The 21,298-nt window shown below is 76.0% G+C and carries 16 protein-coding genes and 1 pseudogene; 11 read left to right on the top strand and 6 right to left on the bottom strand.

What is annotated here, in order from left to right; translation table 11 throughout:
* Nucleotides 1-72: 72 nt before the first annotated feature.
* The 4 genes from ACWGB8_RS31305 to ACWGB8_RS31290 all read right to left on the bottom strand — a co-directional run bounded on the left by ACWGB8_RS31305 (nt 73) and on the right by ACWGB8_RS31290 (nt 3,853).
* Complete coding sequence (locus ACWGB8_RS31305; protein ID WP_452216990.1) at nt 73-684, bottom strand: malonic semialdehyde reductase; 612 nt, start codon at nt 682-684, stop codon at nt 73-75.
* A 139-nt stretch (nt 685-823) separates the two neighbouring features.
* Nucleotides 824-1,078, bottom strand: a complete 255-nt coding sequence (locus ACWGB8_RS31300; protein WP_452216989.1) for an exodeoxyribonuclease VII small subunit — start codon at nt 1,076-1,078, stop codon at nt 824-826.
* Between the two features lie 90 nt (nt 1,079-1,168).
* Complete coding sequence (gene xseA, locus ACWGB8_RS31295; RefSeq protein WP_452216988.1) at nt 1,169-2,389, bottom strand: exodeoxyribonuclease VII large subunit; 1,221 nt, start codon at nt 2,387-2,389, stop codon at nt 1,169-1,171.
* A gap of 120 nt (nt 2,390-2,509) precedes the next feature.
* Nucleotides 2,510-3,853, bottom strand: coding sequence for an APC family permease (locus ACWGB8_RS31290; protein ID WP_452216987.1), 1,344 nt, complete (start codon nt 3,851-3,853; stop codon nt 2,510-2,512).
* An 87-nt stretch (nt 3,854-3,940) separates the two neighbouring features.
* On the opposite strand from ACWGB8_RS31290, the gene ACWGB8_RS31285 reads away from it, so the two are divergent.
* Both ACWGB8_RS31285 and ppgK read left to right on the top strand, forming a co-directional pair.
* Nucleotides 3,941-4,915 carry a 4-hydroxy-3-methylbut-2-enyl diphosphate reductase gene (locus ACWGB8_RS31285; RefSeq protein WP_452216986.1) on the top strand — a complete coding sequence of 325 codons (975 nt, stop codon included), beginning with the start codon at nt 3,941-3,943 and terminating at the stop codon, nt 4,913-4,915.
* 160 nt (nt 4,916-5,075) lie between these two features.
* Nucleotides 5,076-5,819 (top strand): polyphosphate--glucose phosphotransferase, encoded by a 744-nt coding sequence (gene ppgK / locus ACWGB8_RS31280; RefSeq protein ID WP_452216985.1) that lies wholly within the window; start codon nt 5,076-5,078, stop codon nt 5,817-5,819.
* A 54-nt stretch (nt 5,820-5,873) separates the two neighbouring features.
* Here ppgK and ACWGB8_RS31275 read toward each other — a convergent pair whose 3' ends face one another.
* On the bottom strand, nt 5,874-6,335 hold the full coding sequence (locus tag ACWGB8_RS31275; RefSeq protein ID WP_452216984.1) for a DUF6542 domain-containing protein: 462 nt from the start codon (nt 6,333-6,335) through the stop codon (nt 5,874-5,876).
* A gap of 337 nt (nt 6,336-6,672) precedes the next feature.
* On the opposite strand from ACWGB8_RS31275, the gene ychF reads away from it, so the two are divergent.
* On the top strand, nt 6,673-7,746 hold the full coding sequence (gene ychF / locus ACWGB8_RS31270) for a redox-regulated ATPase YchF (RefSeq protein WP_452216983.1): 1,074 nt from the start codon (nt 6,673-6,675) through the stop codon (nt 7,744-7,746).
* A 271-nt stretch (nt 7,747-8,017) separates the two neighbouring features.
* Nucleotides 8,018-9,373, top strand: coding sequence for a M20 metallopeptidase family protein (locus ACWGB8_RS31265; RefSeq protein WP_452216982.1), 1,356 nt, complete (start codon nt 8,018-8,020; stop codon nt 9,371-9,373).
* 70 nt (nt 9,374-9,443) lie between these two features.
* Here the strand turns inward: ACWGB8_RS31265 and ACWGB8_RS31260 are convergent.
* Nucleotides 9,444-10,651 (bottom strand): annotated as a pseudogene (locus ACWGB8_RS31260) (dihydrofolate reductase family protein).
* Between the two features lie 119 nt (nt 10,652-10,770).
* Here ACWGB8_RS31260 and ACWGB8_RS31255 point away from each other — a divergent pair.
* The 7 genes from ACWGB8_RS31255 to ACWGB8_RS31225 form a co-directional block, all read left to right on the top strand.
* Nucleotides 10,771-11,589: a methyltransferase domain-containing protein gene (locus ACWGB8_RS31255; RefSeq protein ID WP_452216981.1), complete on the top strand. Its 819-nt coding sequence runs from the start codon at nt 10,771-10,773 to the stop codon at nt 11,587-11,589.
* A gap of 153 nt (nt 11,590-11,742) precedes the next feature.
* Nucleotides 11,743-13,008, top strand: coding sequence for a septum formation family protein (locus ACWGB8_RS31250; RefSeq protein ID WP_452216980.1), 1,266 nt, complete (start codon nt 11,743-11,745; stop codon nt 13,006-13,008).
* A 152-nt stretch (nt 13,009-13,160) separates the two neighbouring features.
* Nucleotides 13,161-13,355 (top strand): SPOR domain-containing protein, encoded by a 195-nt coding sequence (locus ACWGB8_RS31245; protein WP_452216979.1) that lies wholly within the window; start codon nt 13,161-13,163, stop codon nt 13,353-13,355.
* 73 nt (nt 13,356-13,428) lie between these two features.
* On the top strand, nt 13,429-13,824 hold the full coding sequence (locus tag ACWGB8_RS31240; protein ID WP_452216978.1) for an NUDIX domain-containing protein: 396 nt from the start codon (nt 13,429-13,431) through the stop codon (nt 13,822-13,824).
* A 363-nt stretch (nt 13,825-14,187) separates the two neighbouring features.
* Nucleotides 14,188-17,016: a SpoIIE family protein phosphatase gene (locus ACWGB8_RS31235; RefSeq protein ID WP_452216977.1), complete on the top strand. Its 2,829-nt coding sequence runs from the start codon at nt 14,188-14,190 to the stop codon at nt 17,014-17,016.
* A 182-nt stretch (nt 17,017-17,198) separates the two neighbouring features.
* Nucleotides 17,199-19,880, top strand: coding sequence for a SpoIIE family protein phosphatase (locus ACWGB8_RS31230; protein WP_452216976.1), 2,682 nt, complete (start codon nt 17,199-17,201; stop codon nt 19,878-19,880).
* 85 nt (nt 19,881-19,965) lie between these two features.
* Nucleotides 19,966-21,298: ABC transporter substrate-binding protein (locus ACWGB8_RS31225; protein ID WP_452216975.1), on the top strand; the 1,333-nt coding region annotated here is incomplete at its 3' end.

Raw genomic sequence — 21,298 nt, 5'->3', positions numbered from 1 at the left:
CCCGGAGACTTCTCCGGGGGCCCTGTCGCACGTCCGGGCGGCCCGCTCGCCGGTGGGAGCGGCCGTACGGGGTCAGACGGTGGTGACGACGTCCTCGTAGGCGAGGCGCGGGGAGCGCGGGAACCAGGCGTCCTCGCCCGGCTTGCCGATGTTCACCACGGCCAGCACCGAGTGGTCGCCGTCGGCGAAGAAGTCCTTGTTGATGCCGCTCGCGTCGTAGCCGGTCATCGGGCCGGCGGCCAGGCCGGCGGCGCGCACGCCGATGATGAAGTAGGCGGCCTGGAGGGCGCCGTTCACGGTGGCGGAGGCCTCGCGGACCGGGCGCTCGGTGAAGAAGAGGTCCTTCGCCTGCGGGAAGTGCGGCAGCAGGGTCGGCAGCTCCTCGTGGAACTCGTTGTCCACGGCGAGGATGGCGACCAGCGGGGCGGCGGCGGTCTTCGCCTTGTTGCCGTCGCTCAGGTGGCCGACGAGGCGCTCGCGGGCCTCGGCCGAGCGGACCAGGACGACGCGCAGCGGCTGCTGGTTGAAGGCGGTCGGGCCGTACTTGACCAGGTCGTAGATGGCCTGGACCTGCTCCTCGGTGACCGGCTCGTCGGTGAAGGTGTTCGCGGTGCGGGCCTCGCGGAAGAGGAGGTCCTGGGCGGCGGCGTCGAGCACCAGGGCGTCGTTGGCGGCAGTGGTCATGTTCTGGCACCTCAAGGGGACGTGGGCGGGTTCGGCTGGGCGTCCGGCCGCAGCCGGTCACCTGGTCCCAACATGAGTGAAGATTCAACTGTTCCCGCGTGGCGATGTGACGTGCGTCACGCACCGCCACGCCCCCGTGTCACCCCTGCGGTGCGGCCCCCTCCTCCTCGGCGGCCAGCGCCGCGTCCAGCCGGGCGCGGGCGCCGTCCAGCCACCGCTGGCAGACCTTCGCCAGCTGCTCGCCGCGCTCCCACAGGGCCAGCGACTCCTCCAGCGACGTCCCGCCGTTCTCCAGCTGCCGGACGACCTCCAGCAGCGCGTCCCGGGCGTGCTCGTACCCCAGTGCGTCGTCCGCCGTCCGCGGCGCCTCGACCTGCTCCTGCTGCTCAGCCATGCCAGCCAGCGTAGAGCCCGGTACCGACAACGGGCCCGGTACCGGTCGCAGGCGCGGCGCGGGCCGTGGGCCCGGCGTCGGCGCGCGCGGTCACCCGCCCGGCTGCTCCGCCACGGTGACCCCGAAGCCCCCGCCCGCCACCCGGGCGTGCAGCTCCTCGCCCGCCGCGACCTGCGCCGGATCGGTCACCACCGCGCCGTCCGCCCGCTGCAGCACCGCGTAGCCGCGCTCCAGCGTCGCGGCCGGGGAGAGCGCCACCACCCGGGCCAGGGTGTGCCCGAGGTCGCTCTGCGCGTGGTCCAGCCGGTGGCCCAGACAGCGCCGGGCCCGCTCCAGCAGGCCCTCCACCTCGTGCGACCGCCCGTCCAGCAGACGGTGCGGCGCGGCGAGCGCCGGGCGGCTGCGCACCCCGTCCAGCCCGTGCTGCTCGCGCTCCACCCGGGCCAGCACGTGCCGGCGGGCGCGGTCCCGCAGCTGGCGGACCTTCGCCAGCTCCTCGCCGACGTCCGGGACGACCCGCTTGGCCGCATCGGTCGGGGTGGAGGCCCGCAGATCCGCGACGAAGTCCAGCAGCGGCTGGTCCGGCTCGTGCCCGATCGCGCTGACCACCGGGGTCCGGGCGGCCGCGACCACCCGCACCAGCTGCTCGTCCGAGAACGGCAGCAGGTCCTCCACGCTGCCGCCGCCCCGGGCCACCACGATCACGTCCACCTCGGGGTGCTCGTCCAGCTCCCGGACGGCCGCGCTCACCTGCTCCACCGCGCTGACGCCCTGCACCGGCACGTTGCGCACCTCGAAGCGGACGGCCGGCCAGCGCCGCCGGGCGTTCTCCAGGACGTCCCGCTCGGCCGCCGAACCGCGCCCGGTGACCAGGCCGACGCACTGGGGCAGGAACGGCAGCGGCTTCTTGCGGTCGGCCGCGAACAGGCCCTCCTCGGCCAGCCGCCGCTTCAACTGCTCCAGCCGGGCCAGCAGCTCGCCCAGGCCCACCAGCCGGATCTCGGCCGCCCGCAGCGACAGCTGCCCGCGCGCCGCGTACCACTCCGGCTTGGCGTGCACCAGGATCCGCGAGCCCTCCTGCACCACGTCCGCGACCCGGTCGTAGACCGAGCGGAAGCAGGTGACCGTCAGCGACACGTCCTGCTGCGGGTCGCGCAGGGTCAGGAAGACCACGCCCGCGCCCGGCCGCCGGCTGAGCTGGGTGATCTGGCCCTCCACCCAGACCGCGCCGAGCCGGTCGATCCAGCCGCCGATCAGCGCGGAGACCTTGCCGACCGGGAGCGGGGCTTCGGGGGAGCTGGTGTTGGCCATGCGTACGAGGCTAGCGGCGCCCGCCGACACGGGTCCTGCGAACCGCCCCGGCCCGCACGCCCCCGGCCGGGTGCGCGCCGGGCCCCGGTCCCGCGCCGGCCGACGCCGGTGCCGTCCGCGTCAGCGCCGCCCGCCGACCGGCCCGGGCCCCTGGACGGCGAACACGACCAGACCCGCCGCCAGCCACGCCACGCCCACCAGCTGCGCCGTCGGCGCGGCCTCGACGATCACCGCGACCAGCACCGCGATGCCCAGCGCCGGCACCACCAGGTACCGCAGCCGGTCCCGCGAGCCCTGCCGCACCACGTACCAGCCGATCACCGAGGCGTGCAGCAGGACGAACGCCGTCAGCGCCCCGACGTTCACCACCGAGGTCAGCCGGTCGAGCCCGTCGTCCCGGTCCGCCGCCCATACCGCCGCCACCAGGGTGACCGCCCCGGCCGCCAGCAGCGCCCGCCGCGGGACGGCCGAGCCCGGGTCGACCCTGCCGAGGAACCGCGGCAGCCGCCCCTCCCGGCCCATCGCGTACACCAGCCGCCCGGCCGCCGCCTGCCCGGCCAGCGCCGCGAAGGCCGCGCCGATCGCCTTGCTGCAGGCGACCAGCACGTGCAGCCAGTGCCCGATCCCGGACTCCACCGTGTCGTAGAACGCCGAGCCCTGCGCCGCCGGGTCGGCCGCCAGCTCCTGCGGGTCCAGCGGCTCCAGCAGCGCCGCCAGGTATGTCTGGACCACGAACAGCACCCCCGCCAGCGCCAGGCACCACAGCACCGCCCGCGCCACCGCCGCCGACGCGCCGACCGCCTCCTCCACGAAGGTGGCGATCGCGTCGAAGCCCAGGTACGACAGCACCGCCACCGACACCGCCGACACCACCGCGGTCGCCGAGAAGCCGCCGACCGCGGTCAGCGGGGTCGCCCAGCCCCGCTGGGCGCCGTCCCGCGCCAGCACCACCACCGCGGAGACCGTGAACACCGCCAGCACCGCGAGCTCCATGGCCAGCACCGCGAAGCCGACCACCGCGGCCGTCCGCACCCCGACCAGGTTCAGCGCGGTGGTCACCAGCACCGCCAGCGCCGTCCACACCCAGCGCGAGACGCCGGGCACCAGCGAGTTCAGCGCGATCCCGGAGAACAGGTACGCCACCGCCGGGATGAGCAGGTAGTCCAGCATCGCCATCCACCCGGCGACGAACCCCGGCCCCTCGCCCAGAGCGGCCCGTGCGTAGGCGAACACCGACCCGGTCCGCGGCACCGCGCGCACCATCTGCGCGTACGAGAAGGCGGTGAGGCCCATCGCGACCGTCGCCACCAGGTAGACCGCGGCGACCGCGCCGTGGCTCCGGGCGTCCAGCACGCCGTAGACCCCCACCGGCGCCATCGGGGCGATGAACAGCAGCCCGTACACCACCAGGTCGCGCACGCCCAGGCTGCGCCGCAGCCCGCCGGGCTCCACTCGCTCGTTCATAGACCCCACATTCGACCAGTTGTGACGGGATCCGGACCGGAATCGCCACGAGTCGGCGCGGCACGGCGGCGCCCGTACGATGGAGCCATGTCCAACACCGCGCAGCGCCGTGTCCTGCTCGCCGCCCCCCGGGGCTACTGCGCGGGCGTCGACCGCGCAGTGATCGCCGTGGAGAAGGCCCTGGAGCAGTACGGGGCGCCGATCTACGTCCGCAAGCAGATCGTCCACAACAAGTACGTGGTGCAGACCCTGGAGAAGAAGGGTGCGATCTTCGTCGACGAGACGGAGGAGGTGCCCGAGGGCTCCATCGTGGTCTTCTCCGCGCACGGTGTCGCCCCGTCCGTCCACGACGAGGCCCGCGCCGGCAAGCTCGCCACCATCGACGCCACCTGCCCGCTGGTCACCAAGGTGCACAAGGAGGCCGTCCGCTTCGCCGACGAGGGCTACGACATCCTGCTGGTGGGCCACGAGGGCCACGAGGAGGTCATCGGCACCATGGGTGAGGCCCCGGACCGCATCCACCTGGTGGACGGCGCCGAGGACGTCGCCAACGTCCGGGTGCGCGACGAGTCCAAGGTCGTCTGGCTCTCCCAGACCACCCTCTCGGTGGACGAGACCATGGCCACCGTCGGCGAGCTGAAGACCCGCTTCCCGCTGCTGGTCAGCCCGCCCAGCGACGACATCTGCTACGCCACCCAGAACCGCCAGGTCGCCGTCAAGCAGCTCGCCCCCGAGGCCGACCTGCTGATCGTGGTCGGCTCCAAGAACTCGTCCAACTCCGTCCGCCTGGTCGAGGTCGGCCTGGAGTACGGCGCCCGGGCCGCCCACCTGGTGGACTTCGCCGACGAGATCGACGAGGCCTGGCTGGAGGGCGTCACCACGGTCGGCCTCACCAGCGGCGCCTCGGTGCCGGAGGTCCTGGTCGACGAGGTCCTCGGCTGGCTCGCCGAGCGCGGCTACGCCGACGTCGAGACCGTGAAGACCGCCGAGGAGCACCTGATCTTCTCGCTGCCCAAGGAGCTGCGCCGCGACCTGCGCACCGAGGCCGCGGGCAAGCTGTAGACCGGACGCACCAGGACGCCCGGCCCCCGCACGGGGGCCGGGCGTCCGCGCTTCCGCCCGTGCGCCACCGGGCATGCTCTCGTAGTTTTGTGCACAGGCTGTGGACAACTCCGGCGCGGCGGGAGCCCGCCGGTCGGCTGCGGAACGGAGGACGGTCGGGATGACGACGGTTTTCGGTGTGGACATCGGCGGCTCGGGCATCAAGGGGGCCCCCGTCGACCTCGACCGGGGCGTGCTCGCCCAGGAACGGCACAAGGTCCTCACCCCGCAGCCCTCCGCCCCGGAGGCCGTGGTCGCCGCGGTCCGCGAGGTCGTCCGGCACTTCGACCACCGGGGCCCGGTCGGGCTGACCTTCCCCGGCGTGGTCGTCGACGGGCACACCAGAACCGCGGCCAACGTCGACAAGGGCTGGATCGGCCTGGACGCCGCCGGCCTCTTCCGCGAGGCCCTCGACCTCCCCGCGGTGGTCCTCAACGACGCCGACGCGGCCGGGCTCGCCGAGACCGCCCACGGCGCCGCCCGCGAGCACCACGGCGTGACGCTGGTGCTCACCTTCGGCACCGGCATCGGCAGCGCGCTGTTCGTCGACGGCGTCCTGGTGCCCAACACCGAGCTGGGCCACCTCGAACTGCGCGGCAAGGACGCCGAGCGCCGCGCCTCCTCCGCCGCCAAGGAGCGGCACAAGCTCAGCTGGGAGCAGTGGGCCGGCCGGGTGGACGAGTACCTCGACCTGGTGGAGCAGCTGTTCTCGCCGCAGCTGGTCGTGATCGGCGGCGGGGTGAGCCGCAAGCACGAGAAGTTCCTGCCGCTGCTGCGGGCGCGCGAGGCCCGCGTCGTTCCGGCGGAGCTGCGCAACGACGCGGGCATCGTGGGGGCGGCCATGGCGGCGGCTGCCGCGGCCTGAGCGGACGGGCCGCCGCGCGGCCCGGGGTGCGGGGCCCGCCCGGCGGGCCGCCGCTCAGCGCGCCCGGTGGATCCGCCGCTGCGCCACGAAGCGGGCGAGCACGATCGCCGCCGCCAGGCCGGTGCCGGAGAACAGCCAGCCGGCCCGCAGCGCCAGGCCGGTCGCCAGCGACACCACCTGCGCGGTGACGCCCGGTGACGGGACCGGCTCCAGCAGGAGCAGCGCCACGGCGAAGGCGATCGGCCCGCTGATCGGTGCGGCGGGCAGGTCGGCGAAGCGCACCCGGACGGCCAGTTGGAAGCAGACCACCAGGTAGCCGATCCCGAACAGCACCCCGAGGCCGCCGAACAGCAGCCGGTCCGCGCCGGCCACCACGAGGGTGGCGGCCACCGCGGCCACCCCGGTGCCCACCGCCGTCAGCCGGGCGGGCCGCCCGGTGCGGGGCCGCTCGCCGGCGGCCCGCCGGCGCAGCGGCAGCGGCAGTGCCAGCCGCAGCCGGCCGACGGGTGCGGGCACCCGGGCGGCGGAGCGCGGACGCGGCGGCGGGGGTGCGCCCCCCGCGGTCTCGGGGGCCCTCCCGGGCCCCGGTACGGCGGCCCCGACTGCCCCGTTCGGGGGACGGCGTCTGGGCCCTGGCGGCTGGGTTCGGATGCTCTGCTCCACCCACCCAACGTACGGTCCGATCATCGCCACACTGTGTAATGGCCGCCCGGGACCTTGCTCCGTGTCCCCGGACGGCGTACGGGTCGGGCCGATCATGTGACCGTCGGACGGCAGGTGCGCTACCCGTAGACTGGGGGATCGGCCCGTACGGTGCCGACCCAACTCCTCCAAGCCCACGGGACTGCGCTTCATGTCGCTCACGATCGGAATCGTCGGCCTGCCGAACGTCGGCAAGTCGACCCTGTTCAACGCCCTGACCAAGAACGACGTGCTGGCGGCCAACTACCCGTTCGCCACCATCGAGCCGAACGTGGGCGTCGTCGGCGTGCCGGACGAGCGCCTCACCAAGCTCGCCGAGATCTTCGCCTCGCAGCGCATCCTCCCGGCCACCGTGGACTTCGTCGACATCGCGGGCATCGTTCGCGGCGCCAGCGAGGGTGAGGGCCTGGGCAACAAGTTCCTCGCCAACATCCGGGAGTCGGACGCGATCTGCCAGGTCGTCCGGGCCTTCACCGACCCCGACGTGGTGCACGTGGACGGCAAGGTGTCGCCCAAGGACGACATCGAGACCATCCACACCGAGCTGATCCTCGCCGACCTGCAGACCGTCGAGAAGGTCCTGCCCCGGCTCCAGAAGGAGGCGCGCCTCAAGAAGGACACCGCGCCCGTCCTGGCCGCGGCCGAGGCCGCGCAGGCGGTCCTGGAGACCGGCAAGACCCTGTTCGAGGCGGGCTTCGACACCACCCCGATCCGCGAGCTGCACCTGCTCACCGCCAAGCCCTTCCTCTACGTCTTCAACGTGGACGAGGAGGAGCTGGCCGACGAGGACTTCAAGAACGCCCAGCGCGAGCTGGTCGCCCCGGCCGAGGCGATCTTCCTCAACGCCAAGATCGAGTCCGAGCTGATCGAGCTGGACGACGCCGAGGCGCTCGAACTCCTGCAGTCCATGGGCCAGGACGAGCCCGGCCTCGCCACCCTCGCCCGGGTCGGCTTCAACACCCTGGGCCTGCAGACCTACCTGACCGCCGGTCCCAAGGAAGCCCGCGCCTGGACCATCAAGAAGGGCGCCACCGCCCCCGAGGCCGCCGGTGTCATCCACACCGACTTCCAGAAGGGCTTCATCAAGGCCGAGGTCATCTCCTTCACCGACCTGGTCGAGACCGGCTCGATCGCCGAGGCCCGCTCCAAGGGCAAGGCCCGCATCGAGGGCAAGGAGTACGTCATGCAGGACGGCGACGTCGTGGAGTTCCGCTTCAACGTCTGAGCCCGCGCCGCTCGTCCGAGCCCGCCCCGTTCGTCCGAACCGCCCGGTCGCCGTCCCCGTACGGCGGCCGGGCGGTTCGTCGTTGTGACGCGTGTGACGGAAGGGATTGACCGGGGCGGGTGGGGTGCTGGTTGACTGGTGATCAGTTCGGCGGGGGGGCCGGGGGCGTTCGCGTGCGCCCGCCCCGCGTCCTGTCGGGGCCGGGGTTCCGGCCGCGCCGGCCGGTCCGGGGCGGCGGCGGTCCCGAGCGACCACCTGGGGGAGAAGAAGCATGACCAGTTCGAACAGGCCTGCCCTGAGCCGCCGCACGCTGCTCGGCGGAACGGCGGCGGCCGGCGTCGGCGCGGTGCTGGCGTCCGGTACCGCGGCCTCCGCGCAGCCGGCGGGCGGGCGCGGGCCGATCGACCAGTCCGCGGTGGACGCGGTCGCCGGGCGCCTCGACGGGGAGCTGATCGCGCTGCGGCGCGAGCTGCACGCCCAGCCGGAGACCACCGGCCAGGAGAAGCGCACCGCCGCGGCGGTCGCCGAACGGCTGCGGGCGGCCGGCCTGGAGGTGACCACCGGGGTGGGCACCACGGTGCTGGAGAACGGCGACGTGGTGGACGGGACCGGCGTGGTGGCCGTGCTGCGGGGCGCGCGTCCGGGGCGGACGGTCGCGTACCGGGCCGACATGGACGCCGTGCCGGGGCAGGGAATCGTGCCGCAGAGCAGCGCCGCGGCGCACGTCTGCGGGCACGACCTGCACACCGCGGTGGGCGTCGGCGTCGCGCAGGTGCTGGCGCGGCTGCGGCACCGGCTGAGCGGGTCGGTGGCGTTCTTCTTCCAGCCGGGCGAGGAGGGCCTGCTGGGCGCCCGGGCGATGATCGCCGAGGGCTGGCTGGAGCGGACCGGGGCCGAGGAGGTCCACGCGCTGCACTGCGGCCCGTACCCGGTGGGGCGGTTCGCCGTGACGCCGGGCAGCGGGCTGCCGGGCCAGGACTGGGCCCGGGTCGTGCTGGCCGGACCGGACGCGGCCACCGCGGCGAACCGGCTGGCCGCCGAGCTCGCCGCGCTGGGTACGGTCCCGATGCCCCCGAGGACGCCCGCGGACCCGGCGGTCGTGTCGGCGTACCTGGAGAAGATGGTCGCCGACGTGCAGACGCCGAACGGGGCGCTGGCCCGGTTCACGGTGATCCGCCCGTCGGTCGGCAAGCCGGACGCGGAGGGCCGGGTCGCGGTCGACGTGACCTTCCGCTGCTGGCCCGAGGAGCGCAGCACCGAGGTGCGGGCGGAGATCCGGCGGCTGGCGCAGGCGTACCCGGGTGCGGTGGTCGGCTATCCGAAGGAGCCGTTCCCGGCGCTGATCTGCCCGGAGCGCGAGGCGAACGCGCTGGCCCGGCACCTGCGCCGGGTCGGCGGCCCGGGCTCGGTGACGGTGAACCACGCGGCCTTCCCCTTCAACGGGGAGGACTACGCGCTGTTCCTGGACCGGATCCCCGGCACCTACACCTTCCTCGGCGTGCGGGCCCCGGGCGCCGGGATCGCGACGTCCTACCCGCACTACGCCGAGTTCGCGCCGGACGAGCGGGCGATCGGGGTCGGCGTCCGGGCGATGGCGGGCTGGCTGGCGGTCCGCGCCCGCCGCTGAGCGGGCGCGCCGGGCGGGGCCGGTGCGCAGGCCCCGCCCGGTCGGGGCGCCACGCGGCCGGGGAGCGGGGCTACCCCGGCAGGTGGGCGTTGACCGCCCGCGCCTGCGCGGCCAGCTCGGGCAGTTCGACCAGTTCCACGCCCGCCGCCTCCAGCAGGGCCGCGCCCTGGGTGCGGGCGACGAAGGTGTCCGGCTCCCGCCAGGCCACCACCACCCGCGGCACGCCCGCCGCGATCAGCAGCCGGGCGCACGGCACCGGCCGGGAGGCCCGCTGCCCGCAGGGCTCCAGCGAGCTGTAGACGGTCGCGCCGCGCAGCCGGGGGTCGCCGGGCGGGAGTTTCCCGAGCGCCGCCTCCTCCGCGTGGACGTGCGGGTCCGTCTCCCGGCTGTACCCCTCGGCCAGCACCGCGCCGTCCGCGCCGACCACCACCGCGCCGACCGAGAACGCGCTCTCCGAGGGCGGGCAGCGCCGGGAGAGTTCGACGGCCCGCCGCAGGTGCGCGAGGTCGGCGGCGCGCCCCGGCCGGTGCGGCCCGTCGGCGGGGCCGGGGTGTGCCGGACGGTCCGGCAGGTCGGCGCGGTCGGTCACGGCGAGGGCTCCTTCGGGGCGTACCTGAGCAGGACGACATCGCCCACCGTACGGGCCTCCAGCAGGCGCATCCGGTGCGCAGGCCCGCCGGGGAAGGCCGCCGGGCGGACGAAGCGCGGCGCGCCCTCCTGGCCGACCAGCAGCGGGGCGACCGCGAGCTGCAGTTCGTCGGCCAGGCCCTCGGCCAGGAACTGGGTGTGCACGCTGCCGCCGCCCTCGACCATCAGCCGGCGCACCCCGCGCGCGCCGAGGTCGTCCAGGACGGCGCCGAGGCCGACCGTAGCCCCGAGCGCCACCACCTCGGCGAGCCCGGACAGGGCGGGCCGCAGCCGGTCCGCCCCGGCCGCGGTGGTGTACGCGAGCCGGGCGCCGCCGGTGTGCCAGAAGCGCAGGGCCGGATCGAGGTCGCCGCTCGCGCTGAGCGTGACCTTCAGCGGGTGCTCGGGGCGTCCGGCGGCGAGCCGGGCGGCCCGCCGGGCTGGGTCGCCGACCAGCAGCCTGGGGTTGTCGGTGCGCAGGGTGTTGCCGCCGACGAGGATCGCGTCGGCCGCCGCGCGCTCCGCGTCGACCCGGTCGAAGTCGGCGGCCCCGGAGAGCAGCAGCCGTTCGGGGGAGGCGTCGTCGAGGTACCCGTCGAGCGACACGGCGGCGCTCAGCACCACGTACGGGCGGGCAGCGGGGGCGGTCATGCCCCCACCGTACTCGTTCAGCATGCGAGACGATCATTCTCGACACGCGAGATGGGCGGTAGCGTCGGGACGGCCGGGGCAGCCCCCGGCGCCGCCGACTCACCGCATAGGGGCCAGTCATGACCGAGCATCAGCCCGCCGCCGTCTACACCCACGGGCACCGGGAGTCCGTCCTGCGCTCGCACCGCTCGCGCACCGCCGCCGACTCGGCCGCCTACCTGCTGCCCGAGCTGCGGCCCGGGCAGTCGCTGCTGGACGTCGGCTGCGGGCCCGGGACGATCACCGCCGACCTGGCCGAACGGGTCGGCCCCGCCGGCCGGGTGGTGGCCGTGGACGCCTCGGCGGAGGTCCTGGAGCAGGCCGCCGACCACGCGGCCGAACGCGGGCTGACCAACGTGGTGTTCGAGGTCGCGGACGTGCACGCGCTGGCGTACGGGGACGGCGAGTTCGACGTGGTCCACGCCCACCAGGTGCTGCAGCACGTCGCCGACCCGGTGGCGGCGCTGCGCGAGATGCGCCGGGTCACCGCGCCCGGCGGGGTGGTCGCCGTCCGGGACGTCGACTACGCGTCGATGACCTGGTACCCGCAACTGCCCGAGCTGGACCGCTGGCTGGAGCTGTACCGGGAGATCGGGCGGGCCAACGGCGGGGAACCGGACGCCGGACGCCGACTGCTGGCCTGGGCCCGGGCGGCCGGCTTCGCCGAGATCACCGCCACCTCCTCCACCTGGACCTTCGCCACCCCCGAGCAGCGCGCGTGGTGGGGCGGCATGTGGGCGGACCGCGTCCTGGACTCCCGGATGGCCGAGACCGCGCTGGCGGACGGCCGGGCCGACCGCGCCGAGCTGGAGCGGATCTCGGCGGGCTGGCGGGCCTGGGCGGCCGACGGGGACGGCTGGTTCGCGATGCTGCACGGCGAACTGCTGGCCCGGGGGTGAGCCCCCGCCGGACGGGCCCCGAGGCCCGTCCGGGTGTGGCCGGGGTGCGGAAAACCGGTGGTCGGCGGGTGTGCACGATCCGATAGAGTCGCGCGTCCGTTCCCACTGGATCGCCGAGTCGAGGCCCGCGTGCAACGGGCCGGGGAGTCCCACGTGCCCAAGCCCGAGCCCGCGCCGCCGTACGACCCCTGGGCCCCACCCGGGGCTCCCGTCGGCCCGGCCCCCGGCGCTCCGGCTCCCGTCGGCCCGCCGCCCGCCGCACCCGCCGAGCCCGTGGTTCCGGCCGCCGCCGGGCCGGCCCCCGCGGCCGGGGGCTGGGCGTCCGTCCCGCCCGGCGCGCTCAGCGGCTTCCAGCCGGGATTCCCGTACGCCCCGGCGCCGCCGCGCCTCAACGGCTTCGCGATCGGTTCGCTGGTGACCGCCGCCTTCGCCCTCTGGCCGATCGCGCTGGTGCTGGCGGTCGTCGCACTGGTGCAGATCCCCCGGCGCCGGGAGCGCGGCGTGTGGCTCGCCGTGGCGGGGATCGTCATGAGCGCGCTCTCCGTGCCGCTGACCGTCATGGCGGTGAACGGCGAGCTGTTCGAGCCGGGGGAGTCGCGCAACGGCTCCGCCGGCCGGGCCCCCAAGGGCGCGGTCAGCTGGCTCTCCCTGAAGGCCGGCGACTGCTACGACCCCGCCGACGGGAAGACCGACGGGAAGCCCGGACCGGACGACACGGTGACCGTCCACTGGGTGGTCAAGGTGCCCTGCACCGCGCCGCACCACGCCGAGCTGGCCGGGACCGCGCAGCTCGCCGGCGGCGACGGCTACCCGGGCGAGCGGGCCGTCCGGGAACAGGCCGCCGCGCTCTGCGCCCCGGTGCTGTCCGGCTACGCGCTGGACGGCTGGGCCGTCCCCGAGGGCATGCAGCAGACCTACCTCTACCCGACCTCCGGCCTCTGGTACGCCGGCGAGCGCGACCTCTACTGCAGTTGGGAGGACACCCGGACGCAGCACAAGGGCAGCGTCCGCACCGACCGCAGCGGCCTGAGCACGGCTCAGCTCGGCTACCTGGAGGCCCTGCGTATCCTCGACGACGCCTACGCCCGCGAGCCCGAGGCGGAACTCGCCGAGGCCCCCGAGCGCTACCGGACCTGGGCGTCCGAACTGGCCGCCGCCGCACGCCGGGAGGCCGGCGAGCTCAGCCGGACGTCCACCCCGTGGCCCGCGGGCGCCAAGGAGCCCCTCGCGCAGGCCGCCCGGCTGCAGCTGGAGGCGGCCGAGGCCTGGGAGGCGGCCGGCACCGAGACCGACCCGGGCCGGCTCCGCCGGGCGCTGGCCCGCGGCGACGGGCTGGCCGAGGACTCCCGCGACGACGAGGCCGAGATCCGGCGGGAGCTGGGACTGCCCACCGGCTCGGCGAGCGGCAGCCAGGTCTGAACCCCCGGGGCCACCGGCCCGCGGCACCCCGCCGCAGCGCGGCTTACCTGGCGTTAACCGCGCCCGTACGCGGCGGTAGCGGGCCGGGCGTAGCGTCGGCGTCCGCGCGGCTCCGGCCCGACCCCCACGCGGGCCGGAGCTACGCTGCCGCTATGACGGTGACGGCGTACCGGGTGATGCGGCAGGACGACAACGGCAACCGCTTCGAGGTCGCCGCCGGCCTCGCCCGCGAGGAGGCCGAGCGGCTGGCGGAGGAGTTCGAGGCACGCGGCCACAAGCAGCTCTACTGGGTCGAGGCGCAGCGCGCGCCCGGCGGCGGGTCGGGGGCGGTCCCGGGCAGGCCGTAGGGCGCGTCCGATCATGCACGTTGCGTGCCCGGTGGGTCGGGGGCGGTCCCGGGCAGGCCGTAGGGTCGGGCCCATGGAGAACCGGATCGTCGTCGGCGGCGCGCTCGTCCACCGGGGCCGGGTGCTGGCCGCCCGCCGCAGTGCACCGGCCGAGGTGGCGGGGCGCTGGGAGTTCCCGGGCGGCAAGGCCGAGCCCGGCGAGAGCGAGGCGCAGGCGCTGGAGCGGGAGCTGCTGGAGGAACTGGGCGTCCGGGCGAAGGCCCTGGTGCGACTGCCCGGCTCGTGGACCGTCCGCCCCGGCCTGGAGCTGCGCTTCTGGGCGGCCGAGCTGCTCTCCGGTGAGCCGCATCCGCTGGAGGACCACTCGGAGCTGCGCTGGCTGGCCGCCGCGGAGCTCCCCGACGTCGACTGGCTGGAGCACGACCGCGAGGTGCTCCCCCACGTCGCCGCCCTCCTCGCGGCCGGCTGAGCGCCACCCGCCGACCCACCGATCCACCGACCCACCGATCCGCCTACCGCCGGCCCGTCCACCACCGGCCCGTCTGCCACCGAACCCCCGGCGCCCCGGCCGGGCCGCGCGCCCGCCCCGCGGCCCCCGCGCCCCGGCCGGCCGTCCCGCGCTCCTCCCGGCCGGCCCGTGCGCCCGCGGCACCGGGTCCGGCGCCCGGGTGCGACGCGGCGTCCGCTGGGTAGGCCAGTCGGAAAGAGCCGAAGCGTCCGCCGGGATAGCCTGGGTTCTGCTGGGTATGTCACTTTTCGGCACTATTCGTCACCATCGGTGAGCCGCCCCAGCCGGCGCCGCCGATCCCGACCAGAGCCGGAGGCCCCGTCGGTGTCGAGTACCGGGAACGGCGGCGGGGGAGCGCGGCGTACGGGCGCCGGCGGCAGGGCCGCGGCCCGCGCGCGGTTGCGCCGTGGTGCGCGCCCGGCGCAGCAGGCCGCCGGTGCGACCCGGCGCAGGCGTACCACCGGGGGCGCCCCGGTCCAGCCGTCCGCCCCGCCCGTCCCGGCCGTCCCGAACACCGTCCCGCAGGCCGGCACCCGCAGCCTGCCGGGCCTGCCCTTCCCGGGCCGCGCCGCCGCCGAGCGCAGCGTCCACGGTCCGCTCGCCGCCGACCGGAGCGCCGACCGGAGCGCCGCCGGCCCGTCCCCGGCGGACCGCGCCCCCGGCCCGCCCCGCGCCGCCGCCGAGCGGCAGCCCGAGGGCAGCCTCTTCGACGTGGTGAAGGTCGCGATCGCGATCCTCGACACGGCCGGCCGGGTGGTGCTGTGGAGCCCGGCGGCCGAGGAGCTGCTCGGCTGGCCCAACGAGCTGCTGGTCGGCCGGCGGATCGACGAGCTGATCGACGACGAGGAGCAGGTCGGCCGGGTGCGCGCCGCGATCCAGGACACCCTGCGGTACGGCCGCTGGTCCGGCCCCGCCCGGCTGCGCCACCGGGACGGCGGGCCGGTCGGCGTCGACGCCCGGATCTCGCTGCTGGTGGACGGCGACGGCACGCCGTTCCTGCAGGTCAACCTGGCCGAGGCGGAGGCCGTGCAGGCGGTCGAGCGGGACCTCGCGGTGCGGGACGCGCTGTTCGAGCAGTCCCCGCTGGGCATCGCCATCCTGGACACCGACCTGCGCTACACCGCGGTCAACCGCACCCTGGCCGAGATGAACGGCGTCGCCGTCGAGGAGCACGTCGGCCGCACCACCGGGGAGACGCTGCCCGAGCGCGCCGCGGACGAGGTCACCGCCATCCAGCGCCAGGTGCTGGCCACCGGCGAACCCGTCATCGACGTGACCCTGGCCTCCCCGGTCACCGCGCGCTCCGGCTACCGGTCGATCTCGTACAGCCGGATGACCGACCGGTCCGGGCGGGTGCTGGGCATCTCCGGCACCGTGATGGACGTGACCGAGCGCTACCGGGCGGTGGCCAAGGTCGAGCACGCCCGGCGCAGGCTCTCGCTGCTGAACGAGTTCGGCTCCCGGGTCGGCGACCTGCTGGACGCCTCCCGGATCGCCCAGGAGCTGGCCGGGGCGGTGGTGCCCCGGCTGACCGACCACTCGGCGGTGATCCTGCTGCAGGCGGTCGCGCACGGCGACGACCTGCCGCGGCACGGGCACGACCGGCGGACCTCGCTCCTCCAGCTGGGCACGGCCTCCGTGCAGGACGGCCCCGAGGTGGACGTGATGCTGCGCCGGGGCGCCCGGATCACCTTCGCCGAGGACTCGGCCTGCGGCCGGGTGCTGCGCACCGGGGTGCCGGAGCTGCTCTCCGGCGCGGACGAGCTGAGCGACGTCACCTACCCGGGCGACCCGAAGATGCAGGCCGCGCACGACCTCGGCGTGCACTCGATGCTGGTGGTGCCGCTGCGCGCCCGCGGCATCGTGATCGGCCTGCTGCTGGTCAGCCGGGCCGGTTACCGGGAGGGCTTCGACCGGGACGACCTGGCGTTCACCGTGGAGCTCGCCGACCGGGCCGGCAGCTCGCTGGACAACGCCCGCCTCTACGCCCGCGAGCGCACCGCCGCACTGACCCTGCAGCGCACCCTGCTGCCGCAGCAGGTGCCGCAGCCCACCGGGGTGGAGGTCGCCTACAGGTACGTGCCGGGCAGCAGCGGTACGGAGGTCGGCGGCGACTGGTTCGACGTCATCCCGCTGCCGGGCGACCGCACCGCGCTGGTGGTCGGCGACGTGATGGGGCACGGCCTGCGGGCCGCCGCGACGATGGGGCGGCTGCGCACCGCGGTCCGGGTGCTGGCCGCCCTCGACCTGCCGCCGGACGTCCTGCTGCGGCACGTCCACGAGCTGGCCGACGACCTGGCCCAGGGGCCCGACGAGGCGCTGCTCGCCACCTGTGTGTACGCGGTCTTCGACCCGGCCACCGCCGAGCTGACGGTCGCCAAGGCCGGCCACATCCCGCCGGTGCTGATCGTCCCGGCGGAGGGGGCGCAGGAGCCCACGCAGTCCGGCGGTCCGCTGCCCGGCGGCGCCGGCCGGGTGCTCGACCTGCCGTCGGGCGCCCCGCTCGGGGTGGGCGGGGTGCCGTTCGAGTCGGTCGCCATGAAGATCCCCGAGGGCAGTCTGCTGGCGCTCTGCACCGACGGTCTGGTGGAGTCCCGGGACAAGGACCTCGACGTGGGGCTCGGCCGGCTCCTGGTCGTCCTCGAACAGCCGTACGCCTCGATCCAGCAGGCGTGCGAGGCGGTGCTCGACACCATGGAGCAGGGCCGCGAACCGGACGACGTGGCGCTGCTGCTCGCCCGGCTGGGCCACGGCCAGTCCGGCACCCCCACCGCGGGCTGGACCCTGCCCGCCGAGCCGACCGCCGTCTCCCGGGCCCGCCGGCTGGTCCGCGCCACGTTGGCCGAATGGGGCGTCGAGGCGCTGACCGACGTCGCCGAGCTGCTGGTCAGCGAGCTGGTCACCAACTCCGTCCGGTACGCCAGCGCCCCGATCGGGGTCCGGCTGACGCTCGGCGACACGCTGCTGGTGGAGATCTCCGACCCGCTGCCGGACCCGCCGCGCGAGCGGCACGCCGCCGAGGCCGACGAGGGCGGCCGGGGCCTGGAGCTGGTCCGCCGGCTCGCCCTGCACTGGGGCGCCCGGGCCGAGGGCATGGGCAAGGTCGTCTGGTTCGAACAGGCGCTGCCGGGTAATGAGCCCGACGAACCGTGAGCGACGGGGGCGCACTCTCCGACAGGGGGCGCGAGCGTGGCACTGTGGTTGCGCGGGCGGTAGGACAAAAACCTTCGCCCGATCTGATGTTGTGATGTTGAGGGCGTGTGAACGTACCCCTCGATGATGAATACTCGGTCTTCTCGACATCCGGACGGTCGCGGGTTGGAGGGGTCGGTCCGTTGAACAGCATCCCGGCGCGGAGTGCGCCGAGCGGCAGCGGTCATGCCGCTGTCCCCGGGCAGGCCGGCGCCCAACACCCGACCGGCCCTTCGCACGCGCACTCCACGGCCCCGGCGCACCCCGCCGCCGAGCACCGGCCCGAGCGCCCCCGCCCGGCCGCAGGGCCGGTGACCTCGCCCGGCCAGGGCCGGGCCTCCCGGCCGTCCGCCGGCGCCCACCAGTGGGGCCACGGCGACCCCGGCTCGATCTACGACTTCATCCGGGTCGCGACCTTCGCGATCGGCCCCGACGGCCGGATCAGCCAGTGGAGCGACCGCGCCGCCGAGTTCTTCGGCCTGCCCGCCGCCGAGGCGGTCGGCGCCGACCCGATCACCACCTTCGTCCCGCGCGAGCTGTGGCAGCGCGGCCGGGCCCGCCTGGAGCGCATCCTCGCCGGCGAGGAGTGGGTCGGCACCGCCCCCTACCGGGACGCCGCCGGCGCCGAGAGCCTCGCCGAGCTCTACCTGATGCCGGACAGCGCGCTGCCCACCGCCGGCGCCACCTGTCTCGCCGTCGACCTCGGCCGGCTGCGCCGCATCGAGACCGACCTGGCCGCCTCCGAGGCGGTCTTCGGCCAGACCCCGACCGGCTTCGTCCTCTTCGACGACCGCCTGCGCCTCCAGCGCGTCAACGACGCCTTCGCCTCCGGTCTCGGCCTCGCCCCCGCCGACCTGGAGGGCCTCACCCCGCACGACCTCTTCCCCGGCAGCGAGGCCGACCGGCTCACCGCGGCCCTGCGCAAGGTGCTCGCCACCGGCGAACCCGTCTTCGACCTGCGCTTCCACTCCGCCGTCCCGACCCGCGAGGGCAACCGGCTCTGGGCCGTCTCGCTCTACCGCCTCAACGGCGCCGCCGGGCAGCCTATGGGCGTGGCCGGCCAGGTCTCCGACGTCACCAGCCGGCACGTCGCCGAACGCGAGGCCGACGGCGTCCGGCGCAACCTCGCCCTGCTCAACGAGGCCAGCGCCCACATCGGCTCCACCCTCGACCTGGAGACCACCGCCAAGGAACTGCTCGACGTCGTCGTCCCGCCGTTCTGCGACCTCGCCACGGTCGACCTCTACACCGCGCTGCTCGCCGGCGAGTCCGTCCCCAGCACCGGACGCCTCGGCGACGGCGTCCTCACCGACGGCAGCGGCGAACTGCGCCGGGTCGCCGTCTCCAGCGTCGTCGGGGGCGCCTCCTCGGTGCTCGGCTCCGTCACCGGCCTGCCGATCGCCGAGGCCGGCGGCACCCTCTGCTACCCGCGCCGCTCCCCGCACGCCCGGGCCCTGCGCACCGGCCGCAGCGTCGTCCCCGACCCCGGTCCTGACCCGCTGCTGCGCTCCACGCTGATCGTCCCGCTGGTCGCCCGCAACCAGGTGCTCGGCCTCGTCCAGCTCTCCCGCGCGATCGGCAGCGAGCCCTTCGACGCCCGCGACGTCGCCATCGCCGAGGAACTGGTCGCCCGCGCCGCCGTCTGCATCGACAACGCCCGGCTCTACCGCCGCGAGCACGAGCGCGCCCTGATCCTCCAGCGCAGCCTGCTGCCCCCGGGCAACCCGGCCGCCAGCGGGCTGGAGATCGCCTGCCGCTACCTGCCCAGCAACAACAACACCGAGGTCGGCGGCGACTGGTTCGACGTCATCCCGCTGCCCGGCAACCGCACCGCCCTGGTCATCGGCGACGTGATGGGCCGCGGTCTGCGCGCCGCCGTCGCCATGGGCCAGCTGCGCACCGCCGTCCGCACCCTGGCCATGCTCGACCTCGAACCGGCCGAGGTGCTCTCCGCCCTCGACGAGATCGCCCGCGGCCTCGGCGACGACTCCGCCCCTCGCGCCGGCACCTCCGCCCCGTACGGGCGGCTCAGCTCCTCCGCCGACGAGGAGGCCCGCGAGGTCTACCTCGCCACCTGCGTCTACGCCGTGTACGACGCCGTCACCCGGCGCTGCATGTTCGCCAACGCCGGCCACCTCCCGCCCGTGCTGCTCAGCCCCGGCGAGCCGGCCCGGATGCTGGACGTGCCGCCCGGCCTGCCGCTGGGCGTCGGCGGCGAGCCCTTCGAGGAGGTCGAGCTGACCCTCCCGGACGGCGCCGTGCTCGGCCTGTTCACCGACGGCCTGGTGGAGTCCCGCAAGCACCAGCTCGACGAGGGGCTGCGCTCCCTGCGCACCGCGCTCTCCGTCGAGGGCATGGGCCTGGAGCGGCTCTGCGACCATGTGCTCGGCGAGCTCAACCCGCACCACGGCGAGGACGACATCGCCCTGCTGATGGCCAAGGTGCACGCCTTCCCGACGGACTCGGTGGGCGACTGGCGGCTGCCGCCCGAGCCCACCTCGGTGGCCAAGGCCCGCGAGCTCGCCTGCAGCTGGCTGCTCGGCCGCGGCCTGGACGAGCTGGTCGACACCACCGAGCTGCTGGTCAGCGAGCTGGTCACCAACGCCCTGCGGCACGGGCGCGGCGAGATCCGGCTGCGGCTGCTGCGCGACCGCTCGATGGTCTGCGAGGTCTGGGACGACGGCTACGCCCAGCCCCGCCAGCGCCGGGCCCGGGAGACCGACGAGGGCGGGCGCGGCCTGCAGCTGGTCAGCCTGCTCGCCGAGCGCTGGGGCACCCGGCGCACCCCCAAGGGCAAGATCGTCTGGTTCGAGCTGTCCCCCTGAGGCCCTGCGCCACGCGGGTGCATCAGCACCCCGGCCCGCCGTGTCGGCGGGACCGGCCGCACCCGCGCGGCGTTCGATGGCCGCCATGCGCGCCCGCCGACTCCTCGCCGCACTGCTCCTGGCCGCCGCTCCGGCGGCCTGCTCCGCCGACCCGGACCCCGGGCACCGGTCGGCCCCGCCCGCCGAGTCGCCCGGGATCGACCGGGCGGCCGTGCGCGAGGGCGGCACCCTGCGCTGGGCGGTGGACGACGTCCCGGCCACCCTGAACGTCTTCCAGCCCGCGGCCACCGCCGACTCCGGGCTGCTCGCCCGGGCCCTGTACCCCGCACTGTTCCGGTTCGACCCGCACGGCCGTCCGGCGATCGACCCCGACTACCTGGAGAGCGCCGAGTCGACCCCGCCCGGCCGCACCCCGCAGGTCGTCACCTACCGCCTCAACCCGCGGGCCGCCTGGAGCGACGGCACCCCGCTCGCGCTCGCCGACTTCGCCGCCCAGCGCGCCGCCCTCTCCGGCCTCGACCCGGCCTACGCCTCCACCCGCCCCGCCGGGTACGGCGCCATCGACGCCGTCACCCCGGGCAGCGGCCCGCACGAGATCAAGGTGACCTTCAAGCAGCCGTACGCCGGCTGGCGCGCGCTGTTCAGCCCGCTCTACCCGGCGGCCGAGACCGCCACCCCGGGGGCCTTCGCCCGCCCGCTCGCGGCCGGGCCGCACCCGACGGCCGGCCCGTTCGTGCTCACCGCCCACGACCGGGAGGGCGGCCGGGCCGTCCTCTCCCGCAACCCCGCCTGGTGGGGCGAGCCGGCCAGGGCCGACCGGATCGAGTTCCTGCGCACCCCGCCGGAGTGGCGCCTCGACGCCCTCGAGCAGGACCGCGTCGACCTCGCCCCGCTCACCGCCGCGGTCGACCGGGCCGGCAGCCCCGAGGCCGGCGCCCGGGCCCTGCGGCGGGCCGACTCCCTGCCGGGCGTCACCCTGCACCGGGCCGGCGGGGCCGCGCTCACCCAGCTCACCCTGAACGGCGGCCGCGCCCCGCTCGCCGACCCCGCGGCCCGCCGGGCCGTCCTCGCCGCGGTCGACCGCAAGGCCGTCGCCGGGGCGGCGCTCGCCCCGCTCGGCCTGCCGCCCGTGCCGCTCGGCCACCACCTGCTGGTCCCCGAGCAGGACGGCTACCGGGACAACGGCGCCACCGCACTGCCCGGCGGGGACCGCCGGGAGCTCGCCCTCGACCTGCTGCTGCCGGCCGGCTCGGCGACCGCCCGCCGCACCGCGGACGCGCTCGCCGCCTCGCTGGCCGGCGCGGGCATCACCGTCCGGCCGCGGGGGGGGGGCGCCGGCGGGATAGGGGGGGGGGCCCCCCCCCCCCGCGCCGGGGGGGGGGGCGCCCCGGCCCGCCGCCCAGCCCTCCCCGTCGCTC

The sequence above is a fragment of the Kitasatospora sp. NPDC054939 genome, from assembly GCF_053610105.1.
Note: the sequence above shows the minus strand (reverse complement) of the source record. Positions and strands in the feature narration are given on the sequence as shown.

Bases quoted from the DNA above. Each gene is read 5' to 3' on its own strand.
- ACWGB8_RS31255 (WP_452216981.1), top strand. From the start codon at position 10,771: ATGACCGAGCATCAGCCCGCCGCCGTCTACACCCACGGGCACCGGGAG.
- ACWGB8_RS31265 (WP_452216982.1), top strand. From the start codon at position 8,018: ATGACCAGTTCGAACAGGCCTGCCCTGAGCCGCCGCACGCTGCTCGGC.
- ACWGB8_RS31300 (WP_452216989.1), bottom strand. From the start codon at position 1,078: ATGGCTGAGCAGCAGGAGCAGGTCGAGGCGCCGCGGACGGCGGACGAC.
- ACWGB8_RS31245 (WP_452216979.1), top strand. From the start codon at position 13,161: ATGACGGTGACGGCGTACCGGGTGATGCGGCAGGACGACAACGGCAAC.
- ACWGB8_RS31285 (WP_452216986.1), top strand. From the start codon at position 3,941: ATGTCCAACACCGCGCAGCGCCGTGTCCTGCTCGCCGCCCCCCGGGGC.
- ppgK (WP_452216985.1), top strand. From the start codon at position 5,076: ATGACGACGGTTTTCGGTGTGGACATCGGCGGCTCGGGCATCAAGGGG.
- ACWGB8_RS31305 (WP_452216990.1), bottom strand. From the start codon at position 684: ATGACCACTGCCGCCAACGACGCCCTGGTGCTCGACGCCGCCGCCCAG.
- ychF (WP_452216983.1), top strand. From the start codon at position 6,673: ATGTCGCTCACGATCGGAATCGTCGGCCTGCCGAACGTCGGCAAGTCG.
- xseA (WP_452216988.1), bottom strand. From the start codon at position 2,389: ATGGCCAACACCAGCTCCCCCGAAGCCCCGCTCCCGGTCGGCAAGGTC.
- ACWGB8_RS31240 (WP_452216978.1), top strand. From the start codon at position 13,429: ATGGAGAACCGGATCGTCGTCGGCGGCGCGCTCGTCCACCGGGGCCGG.
- ACWGB8_RS31290 (WP_452216987.1), bottom strand. From the start codon at position 3,853: ATGAACGAGCGAGTGGAGCCCGGCGGGCTGCGGCGCAGCCTGGGCGTG.